Source organism: Pseudomonas moraviensis (assembly GCF_900105805.1).
GTDB classification, from domain to species: Bacteria; Pseudomonadota; Gammaproteobacteria; order Pseudomonadales; family Pseudomonadaceae; genus Aquipseudomonas; species Aquipseudomonas moraviensis_A.
Genome location: NZ_LT629788.1, coordinates 1,353,398 through 1,375,931 on the forward strand (window position 1 = coordinate 1,353,398; position 22,534 = coordinate 1,375,931).

Sequence of the window (22,534 nt, forward strand, 5' to 3'; positions counted from 1 at the left end):
CCGCAACGTTAAAAGAGGTGATGGCCGCAAAAGAACGGGGCGGCTTGAGAAAGGTGAGTTTACTGGCAAGATCAAAAGATCGCAGCCTTCGGCAGCTCCTGCACAGAATCCGTAGGAGCTGCCGAAGGCTGCGATCTTTGGCGTGTTACTTCGGATAAAGCGGCGGCAAGCCACTCTCACTCACCGGATCCTGCACTCGCTCCGCCGCTGGAATAGTACGGATTGCCCGCCACAAATCCTCACCCTGCCAATGCTGTCCGGTCTCGCTGTACAGCGCGCCGTTCAACCCGTCCAACGCATCCGACAACGGCACGAACCGCGCGGCCATGTCCGCCAGTGTCTCCGGTTGTTGCCGCGCCCAGGCATCCAGTGCCTGGCGGGTGGCGTGCGGGTCGTTTGCCTGGCTGGCGCGTTTGATGTCGTCGAGCAGGGTGCGCGGGCTCGGGCCGGCCTGCGCGGCGCGGTGGACTGCCGGTTGCCAGCGGGCGCGCCACCAGAGGCCGAAGCCGAGCAGGGTGGTGCAGGCGAGGATCAGGGTGCTGAGTTTCCACCACCACAGGGTGTCGTTGTCGGGTGTGCTCGGTTGCAGGGTGCCGGCCGGGGTGTCGATTTGCAGGCTCGGGTTGTTCGCGATTTGCAGAGTGCGTGCGGGCAGGCTGCTGTGTTCGAGGTGATCTTCGAAGGTGTTCCACCAGACCACGTCGACGGTCGGAAGGTCGATCGCGCCGCTGCGGCTTGGTACCAGGGCTTCGCGTTCTTCGCGGCTGCCGATGATGCCGCGGTCGCTGCTCTGGTTGCTCAGCACCGGTTGATCGGGGTAGCGGCGCAGGCCGTTGACGTCGGTGGCGGGCAGGGCGGGCAACTGCGAGCTGGCGAGGCCTTCGACTTTCAGGGTCAGGCTGCGGGTCAGGGAATCGCCAACCTGGGTGTGATCCGGTTCCGGGCTCCAGCTTTCGCTGAGGCTGAGACTGCGTGCCGGCAACCATGGTGCGTCGACCGGGTAGGTCAGCGGTTTCGGTTTGACCGTCAACGGGATCGACGCAGAGCTGACGCGCATCAATTTGCCGGGCTTCGGCCCCGAGGCGTCTGCTGATGGCGCGGTATCGACCAATGTGGCGCTGAAGGTCTGCGGGGCGATCGTCAGCAGGCCGCTGTGTTGCGGGTAGATCGCGTAGCGCATCTCGATCACGCCGTGGCGCAGGCCGTTGATGTCTTTTTCGTAGGCGCGCGTGTCGCCGAGCTGTTCGATGCGCGCATCGGCGATTTGCAGCGGGCTCAGGCTGCTGTCGTCGTACAGCGAAACCGAATGATAGATGCGCAGGGTCAGGATGGCCTGGGCCTGTACATAGACGCTGGTCTGATCGAGGCTGGCTTCGATGAACACCGGATCGAGGCTGTTGGTGTCTTCGCGGTGATCGCTGGCAAACACCTGCACGGTGATCGGCTGGCTATGCGCTTCGCCCAGTTGCAGCGGCGGAATAGTCACGCTGCCGTTCTCTTTCGGCAGCAGGGTGATGATCCAGCGCGTGGTCGCACGGGTGTCGCCGTTGAGCGTGTTGAGCTGGTTGACCTGACGCGTGCCGCGCACTTCGAACAGCGCTTCCAGCGCCGACAGGTCCGGCTTGCCGAACTGGGTGACGTCATCAGTTTCGAGGGTGAGCTCGACCGTCTCGCCGGAGTTCAGGCGACTGCGATCCACGCTGGCGGTCAGCTCGGCCGCCTGAGCGGTAAACGTGCTGATCAGCAGGGGCAGCAAGAGAGCGGTGAAGCGGGTCATCGAATGTTTTCCTGATCCTGATGTTGTTGCTGTTCGTACCAGAATTTGCGCCTGAGCAGTTCACCCGGGTCGTCCGGGATCTTGCCCAGCCATTGCTCGAGCGCCTGACGCTGTTCGCCTTCGAGATTGTTCTCGCTCGGGCGCAGGGTCGGCACCGTGTCGGTTTCCTCTTCCTCGTTGCTGCCGGGGATTTCGTTGGGGCCTGGCAGTGGCGGGGCGGTCGGAGGTGGTTCGCTCGCGGACTCGGCCGGTTGCGCCTCGCTCTGGGTTTCGCTGGTCACCGCCGGAGGGGGCGCGGTGGTCGGCGAGGGCTCATCGCCGGGCAGACTTTGTTGGTTCGGCTGGTTATCCGGTTCGGTCGGCGGCGAGGCGTTTTTCTGCTTCAGCAGGTTTTCCACCAACGCCTTGTTGGTCTGCGCCGGACGCAGATCCGCTTGCAGCTCCAGCGCCTGTTCGTAGGCGTCGATTGCTGCTTCCAGCTCACCGCTTTTTGCCAGGGCGTTGCCACGATTGTAGTGGGCGCGGGCATCGCTGCCCTCGGCGAAGCGCTGAGCGGCGCCACTGTAGTCGCCGGCCTCGTACAACGCCACCCCTTGCCACTGATGATCATCGAAATGCTGCGCGGCCTCGGCCGGGCGCTTCTGCTTGAGCAGGTGCAAACCCTGCTGGTCAGGGCGCAGCCACAAGTCTTCGAAGTCGAAAGCGTAGCTCGGTTGCGGCAGGCACCACAGCAGCGGCAGGCAGAACAGCCAGCCGCGACGCCCGGCACAGGCCGCCAGCAACAGCAGCGGCAACAGCAGCCAGTAACCCTGATCGGCCCAGGTGTCGAGGCGCACGGTCTGGCCATCGTCACGCAGGCTGCGCGGGCCGTTGAGCAGGCCAAGGGCGCCGAGATCAGCCTCGTCGAGTCGCGCCGAGCGATACTCGCCGCCGACACTGTTGAGGAAGGTCGCCAAACCCGGGCTGTCGAGTTGAGGCACGCGGATCGCGCCTTGCTCGTCCTTGAGGAAACTGCCGTCCTCCTGGGCAATCGGCGCACCTTCAGCGGTGCCGATCCCGAGCATCAGCAGTTGCGTCGACTCGCCATTGAGCGCGCGACGAATACCGCGCCGTTCCTCTTCATTGAGCGACGAACCGATCAACAGAATCCGTCCCTCACCCAGCGCCCCTTGCTTGAGCAAGGCCAGTGCCTTGTCCACTGCCAGATCGGCGCGGTGACCGCTTTGCGGCATCAGCGACGGTTTGAGTGCATCGAGCAGATTACGGCTGGTCGCCAGATCATCCGACAGCGGCACCAGCGTGTGCGCGCTGCCGGCATAAACCACGATGGCAGTCTGCGCATCGCTGCGCGCCTGCAACAGGTCGAACAGCTTGCGCCGCGCCTGCTCCAGACGTGTTGGCGGCGAGTCGGTGGCGAGCATCTCTGGCGTCAGTTCGAGCACCACCACCAGCGGATCGGCGGGTTTCTGGCTGGTCTGTTCGACGCGCTCCCAGCTCGGCCCGAGCAGCGCCAGAATGGTCAGCAACCACGCCACGCCAAGGGCGATCCACGGCAATTTGCTCTGGCGCCCGCTGCCACCACTGAGCAGGGCCGCGTGAAACGCTGGTGGCAGAATCATCTGCCAGCGACCGGCGCGCTTCTGCCGGTGCCAGAGTTGCCAGAGCAGCCAGCCGAGCAACGGCAACAGCAACAGCCACCAGGGGCGGAACCAGTGCGGCCAGAGCGCGATCATCGGCGCCTCCGCAGACGCAAACGTTGCAGGCGCTCACGCCAGTCCGGCAACGGACTTTGCAAATACAGTTGCTTGCTGAACAGGCGTTGCAGCGGGTTGTCCGGCCACAATTCGCGAACCACCAGCAACAGGCTCAACCACAGCGCCAACGCCAGCGGCCAGTGATACAAGGCCTGCGCCGGGCGTGCCTGAGTCGGTTGCTGGGTCACCGGCTCGAGCTGATCGAGGGTGTCCTTGATCGCTTGCAGCTCTTTGCCGTCGTGGGCGCGGAAGTACTGGCCGCCGGTGACTTCGGCAATGGCCTTGAGCGCCGGTTCATCCAGGTCAAGGCTCGGATTGACCCCGAGCAGGCCGGTCGAGCCGCTGTCCTCGGGATTGGCGCCGATGCCGATCGGATAGATTCTGACGCCTTCGCTGGCTGCCAGTTTCGCAGCGGTCAGGGGATTGATTTCGCCGCCATTGTTGGCGCCGTCGGTGACCAGAATCAGCACGCGACTTTGCGCCGGACGCAGACGCAGGCGTTTCAAGGCCAGGCCGATGGCATCGCCGATCGCGGTGTTCTTGCCGGCGATACCGATCCGCGCCTCGTCGAGCCACACCCGCACGGTGCGCCGGTCAAAGGTCAGCGGCGCTTGCAGGTAGGCCTGACTGCCAAACAGGATCAGACCGACGCGGTCGCCATCGCGGCTTTCAAGGAAATCGCCGAGCAAATGCTGCACCAGCGACAGGCGACTGACTTCTTCGTCCTGCCACTGCATGTCGGGGAAATCCATCGAGCCGGAGACGTCCACTGCCACCAGCAGATCACGGCCACTGGCGGCAATCGGCAGCGGTTCGCCGAGCCATTGCGGGCGCGCGGCGGCGGTCAGCAGGATCAGCCATAACAGAATGAACGGCGCCTGCTGCCGCCATGCCGGCAAGTTGGCGCGGGCACGGCGGCGGGCGAGGCCTTCGAGGTCGGCGAGGAAACTGACTTTCAGCGCCGGCTCGCCGCTGTCGGCCACCGGCAGGACCAGACGCATCAACCACGGTAGCGGCAGCAGCGCAAAGATCCACGGCCAGGCGAACTCAAACATGTTTGCGAATCCACGTGTCGACTGCCTGAGTCAGGCCGGCGATGGCTTTGTCATCGAGTTTGCATTCCGGTTTGTACGCGCCTTCGACCAGCACCATCCAGCGCGTCAGGCCGGCAGCGGGGCAGCGGTTGTCGAGGAAGGCCAGCCATTTGCGCCCGTTGAGGGTGTGGCTTTGGCTGTACGGATAGTGGTTGCGGCACAGACGCTTGAGCAGGCCGTTGAGTTGTTGCAGCCAGGCGCCGGCCGGGGCGCCGTCGTAGGGCTTGGGCATTTGCGCCAATTCGGCGAGGGCGGCGATGCGCACTGGGTCCAGCGGTTGCTCGGCACGCACCACCGGGCGTTTCTTCATCGGAATGAAACGGCGCAGCTTCCACACGGCGAAACCCAGCAGCGGCAACAGCAGAAGCAGCAGCCACCAGCCCGGCGCCGGCGGCCAGAAGGCAATCGGCGGCGGTGAGATCAGCGGTTGCAGTTGCTCGAGGCCGTTCATCGACCTTTCCCCGGACGCTGCGGGTTCAAGAACTCGCGCATCTGTTCGACCATTTCGCTCTGCGTACTCAACGGCATCAGCAACACTCGCAGCTTTTGCGCGAGCAATTCCCAGCGAGCGATGCGCGCTTCGGCCTGGGCGCGGTAGGTCTGGCGCAGGTCGAAATTCAGCGTGTCGATTTCCAGCTGTGCGCCACGCTCGGCGAAGCGCAGCAGGCCGGCGGCGGGCAAGGCGTGATCGAGTGGATCGGACAGCGGCAACATCAGCAGATCGCAATGCCGCGCCAGCAGGCTCAGTTGCCGCTCGGCGCTGTCGGACAACGCGCGCTCATCACAAATGACGATGGCCAGACTGCCCGGCCGCAGCACTTCCCGCGCGCGGCGCAGGGCCACGCCGAAGGCATCGCGATCCGGCTCGCGCTCGCTGTGCAGCGACTGATTGACCTTGACCAGGCGGTTGAGCAATTGCAGCAGGCTCTGCTTGCTGCGCCGCGGCTTGATTTCGTAGTGCTCGTTGTCGCCGAACACCAGCCCGCCGACGCGATCGTTGTGCCCCAGCGCGGCCCAGCCGATCAACGCCGCGACTTGTGCCGCCAGCACCGACTTGAACATCAGCCCCGAACCGAAAAACAGCCGCGTGCTCTGCTCGACCATGATGAAAATCGGCCGCTCGCGCTCCTCATGGAACAGCTTGGTGTGCGGCTCCTGGGTGCGCGCGGTGACGCGCCAGTCGATGGTGCGCACATCGTCGCCGGCCTGATACACCCGCACCTGATCGAAGTCGACGCCACGGCCACGAAATTTCGAGTGATGCAGGCCGATCAACGGGCTGCGCTGACTCGGCGTGGAAAACAGTTGCACCTCGCGCACGCGGTGACGCATCTCGATCAGCTCGGCGAGGCTGATGCGGATACCGGGTTCGGGGGGCAGGGCAGCGTTCATGGGGGTCAAGCGACGGCGACGACGTCGAGAATCCGCTGCACCACGCGGTCCTGATCGATGCCAGCGGCTTCGGCTTCGAACGACAGAATGATGCGGTGACGCAACACGTCGAACAGCACGGCCTGAATGTCTTCCGGGCTGACGAAGTCGCGACCGGCCAGCCAGGCGTGGGCGCGGGCGCAGCGATCCAGCGCGATCGAACCGCGCGGGCTGGCGCCATAGGCGATCCACTCGGCCATTTCCGGGTCGAACTTGGCCGGGTTGCGCGTGGCCATGACCAGTTGCACCAGGTATTCCTCCACGGCGTCGGCCATGTACAAACCGAGGATTTCCTTGCGCGCGGCGAAGATCGCCTGCTGGCTGACCCGACGCTCGGGCTTGGTCTCACCGTTCAACGCCTCGCCACGGGCCTGCTGGAGGATGCGGCGTTCAACGGCGGCGTCGGGGAAGCCGATCTTGACGTGCATGAGGAAACGATCGAGCTGGGCTTCCGGCAGCGGGTAGGTACCTTCCTGTTCGATCGGGTTCTGCGTCGCCATCACCAGGAACAGCGGCGACAGTTCATAAGTGCTGCGCCCGACACTGACCTGACGCTCGGCCATCGCTTCGAGCAGGGCCGATTGCACCTTGGCCGGCGCGCGGTTGATTTCGTCCGCCAGCACGAGGTTGTGGAAGATCGGCCCTTGCTGGAACACGAAACTGCCGGTTTCCGGGCGGTAGATCTCGGTGCCGGTGATGTCGGCCGGCAGCAGGTCGGGGGTGAACTGAATACGATGGAACTGGGCTTCGATGCCCTCGGCGAGTTCTTTGATCGCTTTGGTCTTGGCCAGACCGGGAGCGCCCTCGACCAGCATGTGGCCGTCGGCGAGCAGGGCGATGAGCAAGCGCTCGATGAGTTTTTCCTGGCCGAGAATCTGCGTTGAAAGAAAGGTTCGCAGCGCTAGCAGCGCTTCACGATGTTCCATCGGTGACTGTTCCTGGAAAAGGAGTGGCCGGGGCGTTCGGATAACGCCGGGGCTGGGGGCGTTACTTTAATCCATCGCGGGGGGCGGCGACTAACGGCATTTGCGCGATTTGTCAGTATCGGCCCTCGTTTGCACTGTGTGGGGCCGTTTCTGGACGTTTTTGCGATTCAGGTCTGCGTGTGCAAGCTGTGCAATATGACCTTGATGGCGGGGCGCTCAAGCAGTTCGAACCATTTGCCTTCATCAACGATGGCGCCTTGCTGCATGACGAGCACGCGGTCAAAACGATGGAGATGTTCAACATCATGGGTGACACATATAAAGCCCTGTCCAGCGAATGTCTTGAATAGCAAATCCCACACTGGTGTGGCGAGTTTCGGTTCAATCGAAGCACTCGGCTCATCAAACAGATTGAATTTGCCCGGTCGATTCAGGAGTCGCAGCAACGAAAGCCGCTTCGCTTCACCTCCGGAGATATTGGTGGCGTTTTCAGCGATGTGACCTCGGCCAATGATTTCATCAAGCTGGAGGCATTGAATTGCCTCGTTCAAGGTCTTCGACCGCTCAACACCGAAAAGTACGGACTGTTCAAAACTTCCTTCCAGGAACTGCGGAGACTGGGGGCTGTAACGCACCGTTTCCAGATGAGCGCGAGCATTTAAGCGATCTATGCATAGCTCGTCGATGAACAGCCGAGGCCGCACCGAAAAATCCAGTCCTGCCAGCGCTTCGAGTAACGTGGATTTGCCAGCGCCGCTGGGCCCGATGATCGCGACGGATTGGCCCTGTCGGAAGCTGATCTGGCGGGCAATTGATAGCCGCGCAACGCCGTTATGGGTGATCTCGCAGGGCTCGAGCCGTAATGTTGATAGGTTATGCAACGCATCAGAGTAATTGCGGCGATCGTTATCGAAGTCACCAGTTGCAAGTAATTCTTTGAGTCGCCGTTGATCAGCCGAGAATTGATCCAGCACCCGATAGCCTTCGGTCAGCGCCGATACATTCAACAGGAACGTACCAGCAATAGAGAAAATGGCGACCAACTGACCGACGCTGATACTTGCTTGTCCGGACGTCTGATCCATGACTCCCCAAGCCAACAAACCGCCGGTGGACAGGCTGATAAACAAAATCTTCGCCGCGCTCAACAGTCCGCCCGAGCCTGCTACGGTCACCGCAGCATTGGCGTAGCGCTCAAACGCTCGGTTCAAGGGTTGCAGGGCCGTGCGTTCGGCGCGTTCCAGTTTTATCGATTTACCAGCCCTCAAAGTATTGACCAAGGTTGCACTCAGCTCATCCTCCTGGTCATTAACAGCATCGATGTGTTTTCTGCGCCATCGAATAATCCGGTGAGTTGCATAGAGATAACAGCCACCGAGGCCTGCTAGCGCGCAGAAAACCCAGGCTCCGCCCATATACCAGAATGCGCCGGCCACAATGAGAAATTCCAGACACAGGGGAAAACCCGTAGTGACGAAGAACATCAGCAACTGTTCGTGGGCAGTGATTCCGCGCTCGACCGACTTGATGAACTGTCCTATTCGCCACGTGCCGAACTGGGAAAAGTCCTTGCCCATCAACCGCGCCATCCAATTGATGGAAGCATCCATGACAATTCGCTGGACGAGCTTTGAGAGCAGCAGCGTTTGCAGGGGGGTGGTCATCGACTGAATGCAACCGGCCAGCGTAAAAGCTGCGGTGAAAAAAAGCAGCGTACGCAGCGTTGTGTGATCGGCATCGTTTAGTGAATCGACGATCTTGCCCAACAACAAAGGAGGGGCCAGGGCCAGGATTTTCAGGGTGATGGTTGCGCCTATTGTCATCACCAGCAGGAGTCGATGTTTCTCGCAGGCTGTTCTTATAAATGTATGCATGAGTGTGCCTGTGGTCGTTTTGAATCACGCCGTTGGCGAACTCCTGGTGCCGAGCAAAATGTGCTGAGGAGCTACGGGTTGGCCATTTCTGATTATGTTGAATCGTTCGAGACCCGGGATATAAGTCTGGGTAACTACGTTGGTCCCGGGATACTCCATGACTGTTCTGAAAAATAGGACTTTGTTCATGCCGCTCAGGTTTTTTCGGAGCAAGGCAAGTTGTTCAGGAACAGAGAGTGCAGGTTGGTTTTTTGAGGGTGCCAGGGTATTGAGTTTCAAGTTTTTAACAGGTGCGAAGTCTATCAGCTGTTTCAGTTTCTCGGATTGACAAAGCACATCAAGTACCTTTCGGTCCGCGATTTCATCGTTGGCGTCGTATAAGGCGTTTGATTGGAACTGCTCCGTTACCGCTCTTTGGATGGCGATAAATATGTCCAAAGAACAGCCGGAGCCGATTGCGGATATATGTCAGTCGCCGGGGCCGGTTCGTGGGAATGCAACTGCCAGATAAACTTCTGACTCGTCTTTGATAATGATGATCTGCAAAGCTTCGGCAGCCCGTAGCGCGTATGAGTTGTTGAACAGGGCTTGCGCAAGCAGGGGCGCCGATGGTGAGTAGAGATCGATCGGAGGTATCAGTCTGCAGACGGCCATGAAAAACCGGGACAACAGGTGTCGCTCAATCAGTTCCAGGGTACCGTGCAGCAGTGCTTCTGATTTCGTGCAGCCGAAAGCAGTTCCTGAGTTAGAGGCGTAGCGATTTAAAAAGCGCGTCGGTTGACTCGTTGTTTTACGTTCATCTTTGACCGGATACAGCAGGGCGCATGGCACAAAAAGCCCGGCGCAGCCGTCGAGTGCTGCAAGCTGCAGACACTGTAGAGGCTCGATGTTTTTTTGCAGACTTGTGAAAATGCCGTCCGACTCGACCCCGTTCTGCGAAGCGATGTCACTGCAACCAAGCGTTGTGCAAAATGGCGGCTCGGCGTGAAACATTGCGTAGTGCTCAAGGCTTTCAGCAAGTGCACCTACAAGCGCGTCGGGACCTTTGCCTGCGCCTGATTCAATCAGCGTGTTGTATTCGTTATAAAGTTCGGCAGTAGCGACCAGATTACCGTCATCGACATAGCGCACTCGCGCTCTCAAACCCAGTGTCTGGATAACATTGTTTATTCGGACAAACGCTTCGCTGGATGAAATCTCACGCTCTGACATGGTGAGCCTCGTGGGCTTGAATGCCGAAAGATCGACTTTCGGCATTTTCAGGATTGGCTGATCGGGAGGCCGAGTCAGCGGGTCAGGGAGGCGAAGAAGTCCAGTTCCGTCGCCAGGAAACCTTCAAAGTGGCCCGAGCCATAAGGCAAATCATCGAAGGTGTTTATTTCAGAACGTTTTCTACCCATTACATATGACTCCATTGAATATCACGTTGTCGGCACTTTTTTGTGCGCCGAGCTTGCATGTTTTTTTGCAAGCGCAACGAGTAATAACAAGGGAGGGTTGGGCCCGCAATCAGACGGCTTCCGATGATTGCGTAGGACGCTTCTTGAGGAGTAGTAGGATCGAACTTCGTGCTGTTAAACACAGCGGCGTTCTATGCAGAAAATTAGCGCGAATTATGGTTTGCAGGTGTTTAGAGCTTGTAGAGGTATCGATCAGCGTGTAATTAATGACGATGGCATAAGGGGCGATCAAATGCCGTCGTCATTTATCTTGCCATGTGAGTCGAACTGGTTATTCCAGATTAATTACAAAAGTCCCGGTCCCATCGAGAATATTCGTCAAAGTCTCGATAACCTCATCCATATCCACCATATCCGGGTTAAAGCTGATCTCCAGCACATCATCCCCATTCAAAGCATCGGCATCCGCCGCAGCGATCTCGATCTTCAGCAGTTTCGAAGTCAGCGTGACCTTGACCCCGTCCAGCGTCGAAGGCTCTCCGTCCAGGGTGATCTCCAGCTCATCCTCATCCGGATAGCGGCTCATCAGGAACATCTCACCCTTGTCGCTGTGGCAGCACAGCATGGCCATGTTGTCTTCTTCCTCGTCGCACGGGTTGACGATCAGTAGGGCGGTGGTCATTTGCATGGGGAAAATCCTGGGCAGTGGCGGCGTTAAACCTGTTCGAAGGCGCGATTTTGCCAGTCTCTGCTCATTCGCGCTGCCTGCATCGGCAAAAAGTGGCAAAGCAGGACATTTCCGTCGCCCACTTCCGAGTAGCGAGAAGGGGAAATCCGACGTCAGCGTAAGGCAATTACCGGATGCGCAAAATTCGGGCGTAATTGCGATTTTTCGCTTGTGATAGCCACCTTTTTATCGGTAGTTTCGCCGCTCTTGCGCAATGGAGTGCGTTACCCAAACCCCAAAAAGGACCTTTGCCATGACCCAATATTTCGAACGCGCCGAAGAAATCCGCCACTTGTCCGATGAGCAGATCGAGGAGATCTACAAGCGCTATCTGGAAGGCGAGAAAACTGCACAACTGATGGAGGAGTTCCAGATTCCTTCTACGGTGCGCAGTCTGCTCAGGGTTCTGCCACCGATTGTCAGTGCAGACCTCACCTGCCCCTATTGCGAATTGCCGATGTGGGTGCGCCGACACGCCAGAGGCACGCCGCTTTCGCTGCGCAGTACCTTCAAATGCGTACGCTGTGAACACCAGCACAGCGTGACCGCCGCCAATCGCCGCCACACCACATGCAACTGCAAGGAATGCTTCAAGTTGCGCCAGCAGCAACTGGCGGTCCGGGCCGCGCGGGACCGTTTGGAGCTGGAGGCGCGATATGCCGCGCGAAAACCTGCAGTGCCTTACGCCAATCTGGGGTTTGTGCAGAAGTTGACGTTGCTCGCCTTGCTGGATGACGGCTATGGCGCCAACGTTGAATGGATTGCGCCGCTGAATGCGCCATCCAGAGAGGAACTGCTCGCCCAGACTTATGAGGCTCGAGAAGAGTTGCTCAAAAGCCTGCATGAAGCCGGGGTGCTGACGGTTTCCACCGATTCCGACATCAACGCGTTCGATCGCAGTGAGGGCTGCAGCATTCGCGAGTACAGCGCGGTGCGTTGGCTGCCCAACGTCACGCTCGACGGCGCCGCGCGCAGTACCCGAGAGAATCTGTACCTGATGCTGTATCAGGAGTTGTCAGGCAGCGTACAAGCTGCCTGGAAAAGCGAAATCTATTCGCTGGTTTTCAGTCTGGCCCGCGAAGAGTCCATTCAATACATCCGTGTGTTGGCCCATGAAGTGGACTTCGCCTTCACGGCCGAAGCCCGCGCCGAGGAGGTGGTCGGGCAGTTGCTGCAGGACTTTTCGGTCAGCCAGCTCTATTACTTCGCCCGGCTGGCAGTGAGAAACGCCGCGCATTTCTATGCCACCGGCAATTCCAAAGGGCGCAGTCACGCCTCCAACACCATTCCACGCAACATGCTGGGCACGGCGCAGGACGCGCTGGCGCGCAACTGGCGCAAGAATGCCCATCGCGATGCGCGGGTGCCGCAAACGGCCTTGCAGCGGTTGCTTTACGACGTCGTGCTCAAGGACAGTGGCGCCGGGTTTTCCAAATCGCCGGGCATGTACTGGCGTGACGAACTGGTCCCGCAATTCTTCAGCGCCGTAGCGTTCGACAGCGACTTGCTCAGCCATCTGCGCCTGTTCTGTCGCGAATGTGATTCGAGCAACATCGACGCCAGCATGGACAAGCAGATCCTGCAAACGATGTGCTACGACTGCGCCACGGTGAGCAAATTCAGAGCCTTTGAGGAGCTGCCAGACTGATCCGCGTCATCCGCTGGCGCTGAACCGGATGCCACGCTCAGGGTCGATAAAAGGGCCTTGGGCGTTTTCGTTTCCGGATATGTAACGTTCCTGGCGACCGTACTGGCACGAAAGTCCCGTGAAACCGGGGTTTCGAACCTGCGTTTGAGTCCACGCCTGCTAGTGTTGAAGCAGGCGAAACCCTGCATTTACGTGCCAATGACCGAATATGTCGCAGCACCGCAAGCAGACACATTGTCGCACCCATTAAGCTGCGCAACGGATGAGCACCCGTAAAGGCATTGCTGGCGGCGCTGGCAGTCGCTTTTGCAGATGCTCATTCATGGAAGGTGAATGTGACCTGAGTGTCCCGTCCAGCTTCACCCACCTGTCTCCCTGTTTCCTCTGCCCGAGAATCAGGAACAGGGCGACACGAGGCCCGAAAGGGCTGTTGCACGCGACGCTTTCCATCAATAACAAGCTTAAGCGGAGTACCACAGATGGCGTTCTTCACCGCAGCCAGCAAAGCCGACTTCCAGCACCAACTGCAAGCGGCACTGGCGCAGCACATCAGTGAACAGGCACTGCCACAAGTGGCGCTGTTCGCTGAACAATTCTTTGGCATCATTTCCCTGGACGAGCTGACTCAACGTCGCCTCTCCGACCTCGCTGGCTGTACTCTCTCTGCGTGGCGCCTGCTTGAGCGCTTCGATCACGCGCAACCGCAAGTGCGTGTCTACAACCCCGATTACGAACGCCACGGCTGGCAGTCGACCCACACCGCGGTCGAAGTGCTGCACCACGACCTGCCATTTCTGGTCGACTCGGTGCGTACCGAGCTGAACCGTCGCGGCTACAGCATTCACACCCTGCAGACCACCGTGCTCAGCGTGCGTCGTGGCAGCAAGGGCGAACTGCTGGAAATCCTGCCAAAAGGCAGCACCGGCGAAGGCGTACTGCACGAATCGCTGATGTATCTGGAAATCGACCGTTGCGCCAACGCGGCCGAGCTGAACGTGCTGAGCAAAGAGCTTGAGCAGGTGCTCGGTGAAGTGCGCGTCGCCGTTGCTGACTTCGAGCCGATGAAAGCCAAGGTGCAGGACATCCTCACCCGTCTCGACAACAGCGCTTATCCGGTTGATGCCGACGAGAAGAACGAAGTCAAAAGCTTCCTGGAATGGCTGGTGGGCAACCACTTCACCTTCCTCGGCTACGAAGAGTTCGTGGTCACAGATCAGGCCGATGGCGGCCACATCGAGTACGACCAGAACTCCTTCCTCGGCCTGACCAAACTGCTGCGCACCGGCCTGACCTACGAAGACCTGCGCATCGAAGACTACGCCGTGGCCTATCTGCGCGAACCGACCCTGCTGTCGTTCGCCAAGGCCGCGCACCCGAGCCGTGTGCACCGTCCGGCCTACCCGGACTACGTGTCGATCCGTGAAATCGACGCCGACGGCAAAGTCATCAAGGAACACCGCTTCATGGGCCTGTACACCTCGTCGGTGTATGGCGAGAGCGTGCGGGTCATCCCGTTCATCCGCCGCAAGGTCGAAGAAATCGAGCGCCGCTCGGGCTTCCAGTCCAAGGCTCACCTGGGCAAGGAACTGGCGCAGGTGCTCGAAGTGCTGCCGCGTGACGACCTGTTCCAGACCCCGGTCGACGAACTGTTCACCACCGTGATGTCGATCGTGCAGATTCAGGAACGCAACAAGATCCGCGTGTTCCTGCGCAAAGACCCGTACGGTCGCTTCTGCTACTGCCTGGCCTATGTGCCGCGCGACATCTATTCCACCGAAGTCCGCCAGAAGATCCAGCAAGTGCTGATGGAGCGCTTGAAAGCCTCTGACTGCGAATTCTGGACGTTCTTCTCCGAGTCGGTTCTGGCCCGCGTGCAGCTGATTCTGCGCGTCGATCCGAAGAACCGCCTCGACATCGACCCGGTGCTGCTGGAAAAAGAAGTGGTCCAGGCCTGCCGCAGCTGGCAGGACGACTACGCCGCACTGACCGTCGAAAGCTTCGGCGAAGCCCATGGCACCAACGTGCTGGCCGACTTCCCGAAAGGCTTCCCGGCCGGTTACCGCGAGCGCTTCGCGGCGCATTCGGCCGTGGTCGACATGCAGCACCTGCTGAGCCTCAACGAAAAAAATCCGTTGGTGATGAGTTTCTACCAGCCGCTGGGCCAGGTCTCCGGCCAGCGCGAGCTGCATTGCAAGCTGTATCACGCCGACACGCCGCTGGCGCTGTCCGACGTCCTGCCGATTCTGGAAAACCTCGGCCTGCGCGTACTGGGTGAATTCCCGTATCGCCTGCGCCACACCAACGGCCGCGAATTCTGGATTCACGATTTCGCCTTCACCGCCGCCGAAGGTCTGGACCTCGACATCCAGCAACTCAACGACACCCTGCAGGACGCGTTCGTGCACATCGTGCGTGGCGACGCCGAGAACGATGCGTTCAACCGTCTGGTGCTGACCGCCGGTCTGCCATGGCGCGACGTTGCGCTGCTGCGTGCCTACGCCCGTTACCTGAAGCAGATTCGTCTGGGCTTCGACCTGGGTTACATCGCCAGCACGTTGAACAACCACACCGACATCGCTCGCGAACTGACCCGGTTGTTCAAGACCCGTTTCTACCTGGCGCGCAAACTCGGCAGCGATGATCTGGAAGACAAGCAGCTGCGTCTGGAACAAGCGATTCTGACCGCACTGGACGATGTTCAGGTGCTCAACGAAGACCGCATCCTGCGTCGTTACCTCGACCTGATCAAAGCCACCCTGCGCACCAACTTCTATCAGACCGATGCCAACGGCCAGAACAAGTCGTACTTCAGCTTCAAGTTCAACCCGCATGCGATCCCTGAACTGCCGAAGCCAGTGCCGAAGTTCGAAATCTTCGTCTACTCGCCACGCGTCGAAGGCGTGCACCTGCGCTTCGGCAACGTCGCTCGCGGCGGTCTGCGCTGGTCCGATCGTGAAGAAGACTTCCGTACCGAAGTGCTCGGCCTGGTAAAAGCCCAGCAAGTGAAGAACTCGGTCATCGTGCCAGTGGGCGCGAAGGGCGGCTTCCTGCCGCGTCGCCTGCCACTGGGCGGCAGCCGTGACGAGATCGCGGCCGAGGGCATCGCCTGCTACCGCATCTTCATTTCCGGTCTGCTGGACATCACCGACAACCTGAAGGACGGCGCGCTGGTGCCGCCGGTCAATGTCGTGCGTCATGACGACGATGACCCGTACCTGGTGGTCGCAGCGGACAAGGGCACTGCAACCTTCTCCGATATCGCCAACGGCATCGCCATCGACTACGGCTTCTGGCTGGGTGACGCGTTTGCATCCGGTGGTTCGGCCGGTTACGACCACAAGAAAATGGGCATCACCGCCAAGGGCGCGTGGGTCGGCGTACAGCGCCACTTCCGCGAGCGCGGCATCAATGTCCAGGAAGACAGCATCACCGTGGTTGGCGTCGGCGACATGGCCGGCGACGTGTTCGGTAACGGCCTGTTGATGTCCGACAAGCTGCAACTGGTCGCTGCGTTCAACCACATGCACATCTTCATCGACCCGAACCCGAACCCGGCGACCAGCTTCGTCGAGCGTCAGCGTCTGTTCGACCTGCCGCGTTCGGCCTGGACCGATTACGACACCAGCATCATGTCCGAAGGTGGCGGTATCTTCTCGCGCAGCGCGAAGAGCATCGCGATCTCGCCGCAGATGAAAGAACGCTTCGACATCCAGGCTGACAAGCTGACCCCGACCGAACTGCTCAATGCCTTGCTCAAGGCGCCGGTGGATCTGTTGTGGAACGGCGGTATCGGTACCTACGTCAAGGCCAGCACCGAAAGCCACGCCGATGTCGGCGACAAGGCTAACGACGCGCTGCGCGTGAACGGCAACGAGCTGCGCTGCAAAGTCGTGGGCGAGGGCGGTAACCTCGGCATGACCCAACTGGGTCGTGTGGAATTCGGTCTCAATGGCGGCGGTTCCAACACCGACTTCATCGACAACGCCGGTGGCGTGGACTGCTCCGACCACGAAGTGAACATCAAGATCCTGCTGAACGAAGTGGTTCAGGCCGGTGACATGACCGACAAGCAACGCAACCAGTTGCTCGCGAGCATGACCGACGAAGTCGGCAATCTGGTGCTGGGCAACAACTACAAGCAGACCCAGGCCCTGTCCCTGGCGGCGCGCCGTGCCTACGCGCGCATCGCTGAGTACAAGCGTCTGATGAGCGATCTCGAGGGCCGTGGCAAGCTGGACCGCGCCATCGAGTTCCTGCCGACCGAAGAGCAACTGACCGAGCGCGTCGCGGAGGGCCACGGCCTGACTCGTCCTGAGCTGTCGGTGCTGATTTCCTACAGCAAGATCGACCTCAAGGAACAGTTGCTCGGTTCGCTGGTGCCGGACGACGACTACCTGACCCGCGACATGGAAACGGCGTTCCCGCCGACCCTGGTCAGCAAGTTCTCCGAAGCCATGCGTCGTCACCGTCTGAAGCGCGAGATCGTCAGCACCCAGATCGCCAACGATCTGGTCAACCACATGGGCATCACCTTCGTGCAACGACTCAAAGAGTCGACCGGCATGAGCCCGGCGAACGTGGCGGGCGCTTACGTGATCGTGCGTGACATCTTCCACCTCCCGCACTGGTTCCGTCAGATCGAAGCGCTGGACTACCAGGTTTCCGCTGACGTGCAGCTGGAGCTGATGGACGAGTTGATGCGTCTGGGGCGCCGTGCCACCCGCTGGTTCCTGCGTGCCCGTCGCAACGAGCAGAACGCTGCCCGTGACGTCGCGCATTTCGGTCCGCACCTGAAAGAACTGGGTCTGAAACTCGACGAACTGCTCAGCGGCGAAATCCGCGAGAACTGGCAGTCGCGTTATCAGGCCTACGTCGAAGCCGGTGTGCCGGAATTGCTGGCGCGTATGGTTGCGGGCACTTCGCACCTGTACACGTTGCTGCCGATCATCGAAGCGGCCGACGTCACCGGGCAGAACCCGGCCGAAGTGGCCAAGGCCTACTTCGCCGTCGGCTCTGCGCTGGACATCACCTGGTACCTGCAACAGATCAGCGCGCTGCCGGTGGAAAACAACTGGCAGGCCCTGGCCCGTGAAGCGTTCCGTGATGACGTCGACTGGCAGCAGCGGGCGATCACCATCTCCGTCCTGCAACAGGGCGACGGCTCCCAGGACGTGGAAGCACGCCTGGCACTGTGGATGGCCCAGCACGAAAGCATGATCGAGCGCTGGCGCGCCATGCTGGTGGAAATCCGCGCGGCTAGCGGCACGGACTACGCCATGTACGCAGTGGCCAACCGTGAACTGCTGGATCTGGCGTTGAGCGGGCAAGCGATCGTGCCTGCTGCCACCGCGAATGCCGAGCTTGAACTGGCGTAAGTAGTGGCTGAATGAAAAAGCCCCGCTCTCGAAAGAGGCGGGGCTTTTTCTTGTCCGTCATTCAGAACGCATCGGCGCAGCGAAAGGCGAAAGCAGGCTCACTCCTGCAACGCCGCCACCTGTACATCCTCCTGCTGATCGATGGCTGATCACCCGGCCATCAGTTTTCCAACGGGATAAGCACCTGCTCATCCGGCGCCAGCACCATGAACACCAGCAACTTGGCAGGCTTGGTCGAGCTGGCATTCTTCGACACCAGATGCTCGGAGCCGGCCGGCTCGTACCAGAACTGGCCCTTCTTGTAGGTGATCGCCTGTTCGCCCTTCACTTGGGAAATTATTTCGCCGTCCAGCACGTAGGCCATCGCGGTGCCTTCGTGTTTATGGGCGATCGAGGACTGGCCGGGTTTGTAGTCGACTTCGATCATCATGGCTTTCTTGCCGGGGGCGTTTTTCAGCAGTTGTTCCTGCAGGACGGTAATTTTCTCGGACGGATCGTGGGCCATCGCCGATGCGGACAGGGTGAAGGCGAGGGCAGCGGCGAAGAAGGGCAGGGCTTTCATGGCGGTTTACCTGTGAGGGTTGAGGTGTAATCACAGTAGGCCGCAAAGGGGCCGGTTCAAACGGCCAATATTCGGGAAGATCAGGTGACCAATCCAGGCAAGACGAGAAACCGTGGCGAGGGAGCTTGCTCCCGCTGGGGTGCGCAGCGCCCCCAAAACCTGCGATCCGATTCCTTCAGGAGAATCACTTTGCCCGGTTTGACGACTGCTGCGCAGCCGAGCGGGAGCAAGCTCCCTCCCACAGGTGCGTGCTAGACGATGGGAAAGCTGTTGCCCCTGCGGGCCGGGGCAAACGGCCAATGCGGGAAGATCAGGTGACCAATCTTTGTCAAAAGCAAAGATCGCAGCCTTCGGCAGCTCCTACAGGGGAACGCATTCCAGAGTAGGAGCTGCCGAAGGCTGCGATCTTTTGATCTTGCTTTTAAACGATTGGGAAGCTGTTGAAATCGACGCTATTGGCCAGGCGGCTATCGATCAGGTCGATAAACCCCTGCGCCTCGGGCCGGTTGAAATGCGCCTGCATCGCCGCTTCCGACTGCCAGCGCGCACTGACCGTCCAGCGGTGGCTGTCCTCGGGGCAGCGGTCGACCAGGTAGGAATCGCAGCCCGGGGTTTCGCGCAGGGTGTCGACGATCTTCTGCAATTGCTTGCCGAGCTCTTCCGAGCGGCCCGCAACAGCCTTCACCTGAACCGTGTTGATCACTTCGTTGGACATTGCTCACACTCCTGAATCAGGCCGGACGAATCCTGCTCACTGAGGGATAACGCCTGTGCAGAATAGGCCTGCCGCCATGAATCACCAATAACCAATCGGCGGTAAAAGCCTTATACCAATGGCTCATGACAGCTGTTCGAGGATGTCACGCAGGCGATCGAGGGCTGTGTCGATATCAAGGGTTTCGATGGCGCCGAAGCCGAAGTACAAGCCTTCCTTCGCCGGCTGCTGGTAGTAGAAACCACTGATCGCATACAAGCCGACTTCGACCTTTTTCGCCAGCTCGATGACCAGCGGTAAATCAATCGGCACCTTGCAGAACACCGCCATGTGAAACCCGGCACTGGCTGGCACGGCTTGCAGCCATGGCGCGAGATCGGTCGCCATGCGCTCGAGAATCCGTTCGCGCCGTTGCGCGTAGATCGTGTGGCAGCGGCGAATGTGCTTGAGCAGGCAGCCCTCGGCGATGAACTTGGCCAGCGCCCATTGCGGCAGGGTCGAGGCATGCAGATCGGTCAACTGTTTGGCACGAATCACCGCCTCGATGATCGACGGCGGCAAGATCGCGTAGCCCAGGCGCAACTCCGGCAGCAGGGTTTTCGAGAAGGTGCCGACGTAGGCGACGATCCCGCGCTGATCGAGGTTGTACAGCGAATCGGTGGGCCGGCCTTCGTAGCGGAATTCACTGTCGTAGTCGTCCTCGATGATGATCGCGCCCAGTTCATGAGCGCGGGCGAGCAGGGCCTCGCGGCGCGCCTGACTCATTGCCATGCCCAGCGGAAACTGGTGCGACGGCGTTACATAAATCAGCCTTGTGCCGTCGGGAATCTGCTCGACCTGAATGCCCTCGACATCCACCGGCACCCCGACCACCTCGGCGCCGTGCGTGCCGAACAGCAAGCGCGCGGGCGGATAACCGGGATCCTCCATCGCCACCAGACTGCCGGGACGGGTCAGTACGCGGGCAATCAGGTCCAGCGCCTGTTGTGCGCCGTTGCATACGACGATGTCCTCGTCCTGACAATTGATGCCACGGGAAAAGGCGATGTGCCGGGCGATCGCGTTGCGCAGCGCGGGCAAGCCTTCGGCGACGCTGTAGAAACCTTTCGACTGCGCCATCTGCCGCATCGCATGGGCGACGCAGCGGCGCCAGTCATCCTGCGGGAACTGGCCCTTGCTGGTGGCGCCACCGATGAAGTCGTAGCGCAGCGAACCCTCCAGCGTCGGGTGACGCAGAAACACCGGCAGATTGCGCCAGCTCTCGATCACCTCGGCACTGGCCAGCTCGGTGTGGCTCTGCTTGCGCTGCACCTGGGCGGGGCGGGCGTTGACGTAGGTGCCTTTGCCGATCACCCCGGTGAGGAAATTTTCGTAGGTCAGCTGCGCATAGGTGTCGGAAATGGTCTTGCGCGAGATGCCCAACTGCTCGGCCAGCAAGCGGCTGGGCGGCAACTGCGTACCCGCCGCCAGTCGCCCGGATTCAATCGCCGCGCGCAACTGCTGATACAACTGACCGGCAAGATCCTTGCGGCCGTTGATCACGACATGAAGTTCCATACCGACGAGGCTCCCGGAGGTGAATGAAGTGTCGGTCAGATTAGCGTTGTTGGGCTTTTGGCAGTAGTTGCGTGGAGTAAAAACCGCAAATTGGCGCATGTCCCTTGTAGGAGTGAGCCTGCTCGCGATGGCGGTGAATCAGCCACCATCAATGTTGAATGACAGATCGCTATCGCGAGCAGGCTCACTCCTACAGGGAAATGTGTGTGGCCGTGGTTCGGTGGTGTCCTCATTAATCGTCAAATTGGGTCTGTCATGCGGTCATCCCAGCCCTTACCGTGAACTCATCATTCCGCCTGCCGAGAGCCGCGCCATGTCCCTGCGTCTGGATTACTACAACGCTTCGCCCAAGGCGATGAAAGCGATGATTGCCATGGAGGCGCTGACCAGCAACCTGAGTATCGAAGCGCCGCTGCTGCAACTGATCCGAATCCGCGCCTCGCAACTCAACGGCTGTGCGTTCTGCACCGACATGCACTCGGTGGACGCGCGGCGAGCCGGGGAGAGCGACCGGCGCCTGTATGCGATCGCCGTGTGGCGCGACAGCAACTTCTTCAACCCCCGCGAACGGGCCGCGCTGGCCTGGGCCGAGGCGGTGACGCTGTTGTCCGAAAGCCACGTGCCCGATGACGTCTACCAGCAGGCGCGCAAGCAGTTCGATGAAGGTCAGCTGGTGGACCTGACGGTTGCCGTCAGCACCATCAACAGCTGGAATCGCCTCGCCGTCAGCTTCCGCCAGACCCCGAGTGACTGATCACCACACACCGGCAATCTCAGCCCACACAGAGATTGATCACCACACAACCCTGTGGCGAGGGAGCTTGCTCCCGCTCGGCTGCGCAGCAGTCGCGAAGCCTGAGCATGCGGTGGGTCAGGCAAAACCGGTTCGGCAGGTTTTGGGGGCGCCACGCACCCCAGCGGGAGCAAGCTCCCTCGCCACAAAATGGCAATCTCAGCCCACTCGGAGACTGTTCACCACACATCCCTGTGGTGAGGGAGCTTGCTCCCGCTCGGCTGCGCAGCAGTCGCGAAGCCTGAGCATGCGGTGGGTCAGGCAAAACCGGTTCGGCAGTTTTGGGGGCGCTACGCACCCCAGCGGGAGCAAGCTCCCTCGCCACAAAATGACAATGTCAGCCCACACAGAGATTGATCACCACACATCCCTGTGGCGAGGGAGCTTGCTCCCGCTCGGCTGCGCAGCAGTCGCAAAGCCTGAGCATGCAGTGGGTCAGGAAAAACCGGTTCGGCAGGTTTTGGGGGCGCCACGCACCCCAGCGGGAGCAAGCTCCCTCGCCACAAAAGGCAATCTCAGCTCACTCGGAGACTGTTCACCACACAACCCTGTGGCGAGGGAGCTTGCTCCCGCTCGGCTGCGCAGCAGTCGCGAAGCCTGAGCATGCGGTGTGTCAGGCAAAACCGGTTCGGCAGTTTTGGGGGCGCTACGCACCCCAGCGGGAGCAAGCTCCCTCGCCACAAAATGGCAATCTCAGCCCACTCGGAGACTGTTCACCACACATCCCTGTGGCGAGGGAGCTTGCTCCCGCTCGGCTGCGCAGCAGTCGCAAAGCCTGAGCATGCAGTGTGTCAGGCAAAACCGGTTCGGCAGTTTTGGGGGCGCTACGCACCCCAGCGGGAGCAAGCTCCCTCGCCACAAAATGGCAATCTCAGCTCACTCGGAGACTGTTCACCACACA

Annotated in this window: 15 protein-coding genes; 3 read left to right on the top strand and 12 right to left on the bottom strand. The window is 60.4% G+C overall.

Going from position 1 to position 22,534, the window contains the following annotated elements:
* Positions 1-145: 145 nt before the first annotated feature.
* The 9 genes from BLU71_RS06530 to BLU71_RS06570 form a co-directional block, all read right to left on the bottom strand.
* Complete coding sequence (locus BLU71_RS06530) at positions 146-1,777, bottom strand: BatD family protein (protein WP_083352591.1); 1,632 nt, start codon at positions 1,775-1,777, stop codon at positions 146-148.
* Entirely contained in the window at positions 1,774-3,510 is a 1,737-nt protein-coding gene (locus BLU71_RS06535) for a vWA domain-containing protein (protein WP_083352592.1), read from the bottom strand. The genes BLU71_RS06530 and BLU71_RS06535 overlap by 4 nt, the downstream gene beginning before the upstream one ends.
* The gene (locus tag BLU71_RS06540; RefSeq protein ID WP_083352593.1) at positions 3,507-4,586 is read right to left on the bottom strand and encodes a vWA domain-containing protein; all 1,080 of its coding nucleotides are present in this window, start codon (positions 4,584-4,586) and stop codon (positions 3,507-3,509) included. Before BLU71_RS06540 ends, BLU71_RS06535 begins: the two co-directional genes overlap by 4 nt.
* Positions 4,579-5,076 carry a DUF4381 domain-containing protein gene (locus tag BLU71_RS06545; RefSeq protein ID WP_042606790.1) on the bottom strand — a complete coding sequence of 166 codons (498 nt, stop codon included), beginning with the start codon at positions 5,074-5,076 and terminating at the stop codon, positions 4,579-4,581. Before BLU71_RS06545 ends, BLU71_RS06540 begins: the two co-directional genes overlap by 8 nt.
* Positions 5,073-6,017, bottom strand: a complete 945-nt coding sequence (locus tag BLU71_RS06550) for a DUF58 domain-containing protein (protein ID WP_083352594.1) — start codon at positions 6,015-6,017, stop codon at positions 5,073-5,075. Before BLU71_RS06550 ends, BLU71_RS06545 begins: the two co-directional genes overlap by 4 nt.
* 5 nt (positions 6,018-6,022) lie before the next feature.
* Positions 6,023-6,982, bottom strand: coding sequence for an AAA family ATPase (locus BLU71_RS06555; protein ID WP_007913915.1), 960 nt, complete (start codon positions 6,980-6,982; stop codon positions 6,023-6,025).
* 167 nt (positions 6,983-7,149) lie between these two features.
* Positions 7,150-8,856, bottom strand: coding sequence for an ATP-binding cassette domain-containing protein (locus BLU71_RS06560; RefSeq protein WP_064363428.1), 1,707 nt, complete (start codon positions 8,854-8,856; stop codon positions 7,150-7,152).
* A gap of 468 nt (positions 8,857-9,324) precedes the next feature.
* A complete protein-coding gene (locus tag BLU71_RS27260) occupies positions 9,325-10,068 on the bottom strand; it encodes a YcaO-like family protein (protein WP_159245439.1) in 744 nt (247 codons plus the stop codon).
* A 519-nt stretch (positions 10,069-10,587) separates the two neighbouring features.
* The gene (locus BLU71_RS06570) at positions 10,588-10,944 is read right to left on the bottom strand and encodes a hypothetical protein (protein WP_083352595.1); all 357 of its coding nucleotides are present in this window, start codon (positions 10,942-10,944) and stop codon (positions 10,588-10,590) included.
* Between the two features lie 292 nt (positions 10,945-11,236).
* Here BLU71_RS06570 and BLU71_RS06575 point away from each other — a divergent pair, with 292 nt between their 5' ends.
* Positions 11,237-12,631 (top strand): hypothetical protein, encoded by a 1,395-nt coding sequence (locus BLU71_RS06575; RefSeq protein WP_083352596.1) that lies wholly within the window; start codon positions 11,237-11,239, stop codon positions 12,629-12,631.
* 479 nt (positions 12,632-13,110) lie between these two features.
* Positions 13,111-18,006, top strand: coding sequence for an NAD-glutamate dehydrogenase (locus tag BLU71_RS06580; protein ID WP_042606793.1), 4,896 nt, complete (start codon positions 13,111-13,113; stop codon positions 18,004-18,006).
* A gap of 160 nt (positions 18,007-18,166) precedes the next feature.
* On the opposite strand, the gene BLU71_RS06585 is transcribed toward BLU71_RS06580, so the two are convergent.
* The 3 genes from BLU71_RS06585 to BLU71_RS06595 form a co-directional block, all read right to left on the bottom strand.
* Entirely contained in the window at positions 18,167-18,568 is a 402-nt protein-coding gene (locus tag BLU71_RS06585) for a cupin domain-containing protein (protein WP_064363424.1), read from the bottom strand.
* A 421-nt stretch (positions 18,569-18,989) separates the two neighbouring features.
* On the bottom strand, positions 18,990-19,283 hold the full coding sequence (locus BLU71_RS06590; RefSeq protein ID WP_064363423.1) for an antibiotic biosynthesis monooxygenase family protein: 294 nt from the start codon (positions 19,281-19,283) through the stop codon (positions 18,990-18,992).
* A 123-nt stretch (positions 19,284-19,406) separates the two neighbouring features.
* Positions 19,407-20,840 carry a PLP-dependent aminotransferase family protein gene (locus BLU71_RS06595; RefSeq protein ID WP_083352597.1) on the bottom strand — a complete coding sequence of 478 codons (1,434 nt, stop codon included), beginning with the start codon at positions 20,838-20,840 and terminating at the stop codon, positions 19,407-19,409.
* Between the two features lie 313 nt (positions 20,841-21,153).
* Between BLU71_RS06595 and BLU71_RS06600 the strand changes: the two genes are divergently transcribed.
* Positions 21,154-21,594: a carboxymuconolactone decarboxylase family protein gene (locus BLU71_RS06600; RefSeq protein WP_083352598.1), complete on the top strand. Its 441-nt coding sequence runs from the start codon at positions 21,154-21,156 to the stop codon at positions 21,592-21,594.
* Positions 21,595-22,534 lie beyond the last annotated feature (940 nt).

Coding starts and splice junctions, on each gene's coding strand:
- BLU71_RS06535 (WP_083352592.1), bottom strand. CDS start 3,510: ATGATCGCGCTCTGGCCGCACTGGTTCCGCCCCTGGTGGCTGTTGCTG.
- BLU71_RS06585 (WP_064363424.1), bottom strand. CDS start 18,568: ATGAAAGCCCTGCCCTTCTTCGCCGCTGCCCTCGCCTTCACCCTGTCC.
- BLU71_RS06545 (WP_042606790.1), bottom strand. CDS start 5,076: ATGAACGGCCTCGAGCAACTGCAACCGCTGATCTCACCGCCGCCGATT.
- BLU71_RS06590 (WP_064363423.1), bottom strand. CDS start 19,283: ATGTCCAACGAAGTGATCAACACGGTTCAGGTGAAGGCTGTTGCGGGC.
- BLU71_RS06595 (WP_083352597.1), bottom strand. CDS start 20,840: ATGGAACTTCATGTCGTGATCAACGGCCGCAAGGATCTTGCCGGTCAG.
- BLU71_RS27260 (WP_159245439.1), bottom strand. CDS start 10,068: ATGTCAGAGCGTGAGATTTCATCCAGCGAAGCGTTTGTCCGAATAAAC.
- BLU71_RS06600 (WP_083352598.1), top strand. CDS start 21,154: ATGTCCCTGCGTCTGGATTACTACAACGCTTCGCCCAAGGCGATGAAA.
- BLU71_RS06540 (WP_083352593.1), bottom strand. CDS start 4,586: ATGTTTGAGTTCGCCTGGCCGTGGATCTTTGCGCTGCTGCCGCTACCG.
- BLU71_RS06530 (WP_083352591.1), bottom strand. CDS start 1,777: ATGACCCGCTTCACCGCTCTCTTGCTGCCCCTGCTGATCAGCACGTTT.
- BLU71_RS06560 (WP_064363428.1), bottom strand. CDS start 8,856: ATGCATACATTTATAAGAACAGCCTGCGAGAAACATCGACTCCTGCTG.
- BLU71_RS06555 (WP_007913915.1), bottom strand. CDS start 6,982: ATGGAACATCGTGAAGCGCTGCTAGCGCTGCGAACCTTTCTTTCAACG.
- BLU71_RS06570 (WP_083352595.1), bottom strand. CDS start 10,944: ATGCAAATGACCACCGCCCTACTGATCGTCAACCCGTGCGACGAGGAA.
- BLU71_RS06575 (WP_083352596.1), top strand. CDS start 11,237: ATGACCCAATATTTCGAACGCGCCGAAGAAATCCGCCACTTGTCCGAT.
- BLU71_RS06550 (WP_083352594.1), bottom strand. CDS start 6,017: ATGAACGCTGCCCTGCCCCCCGAACCCGGTATCCGCATCAGCCTCGCC.
- BLU71_RS06580 (WP_042606793.1), top strand. CDS start 13,111: ATGGCGTTCTTCACCGCAGCCAGCAAAGCCGACTTCCAGCACCAACTG.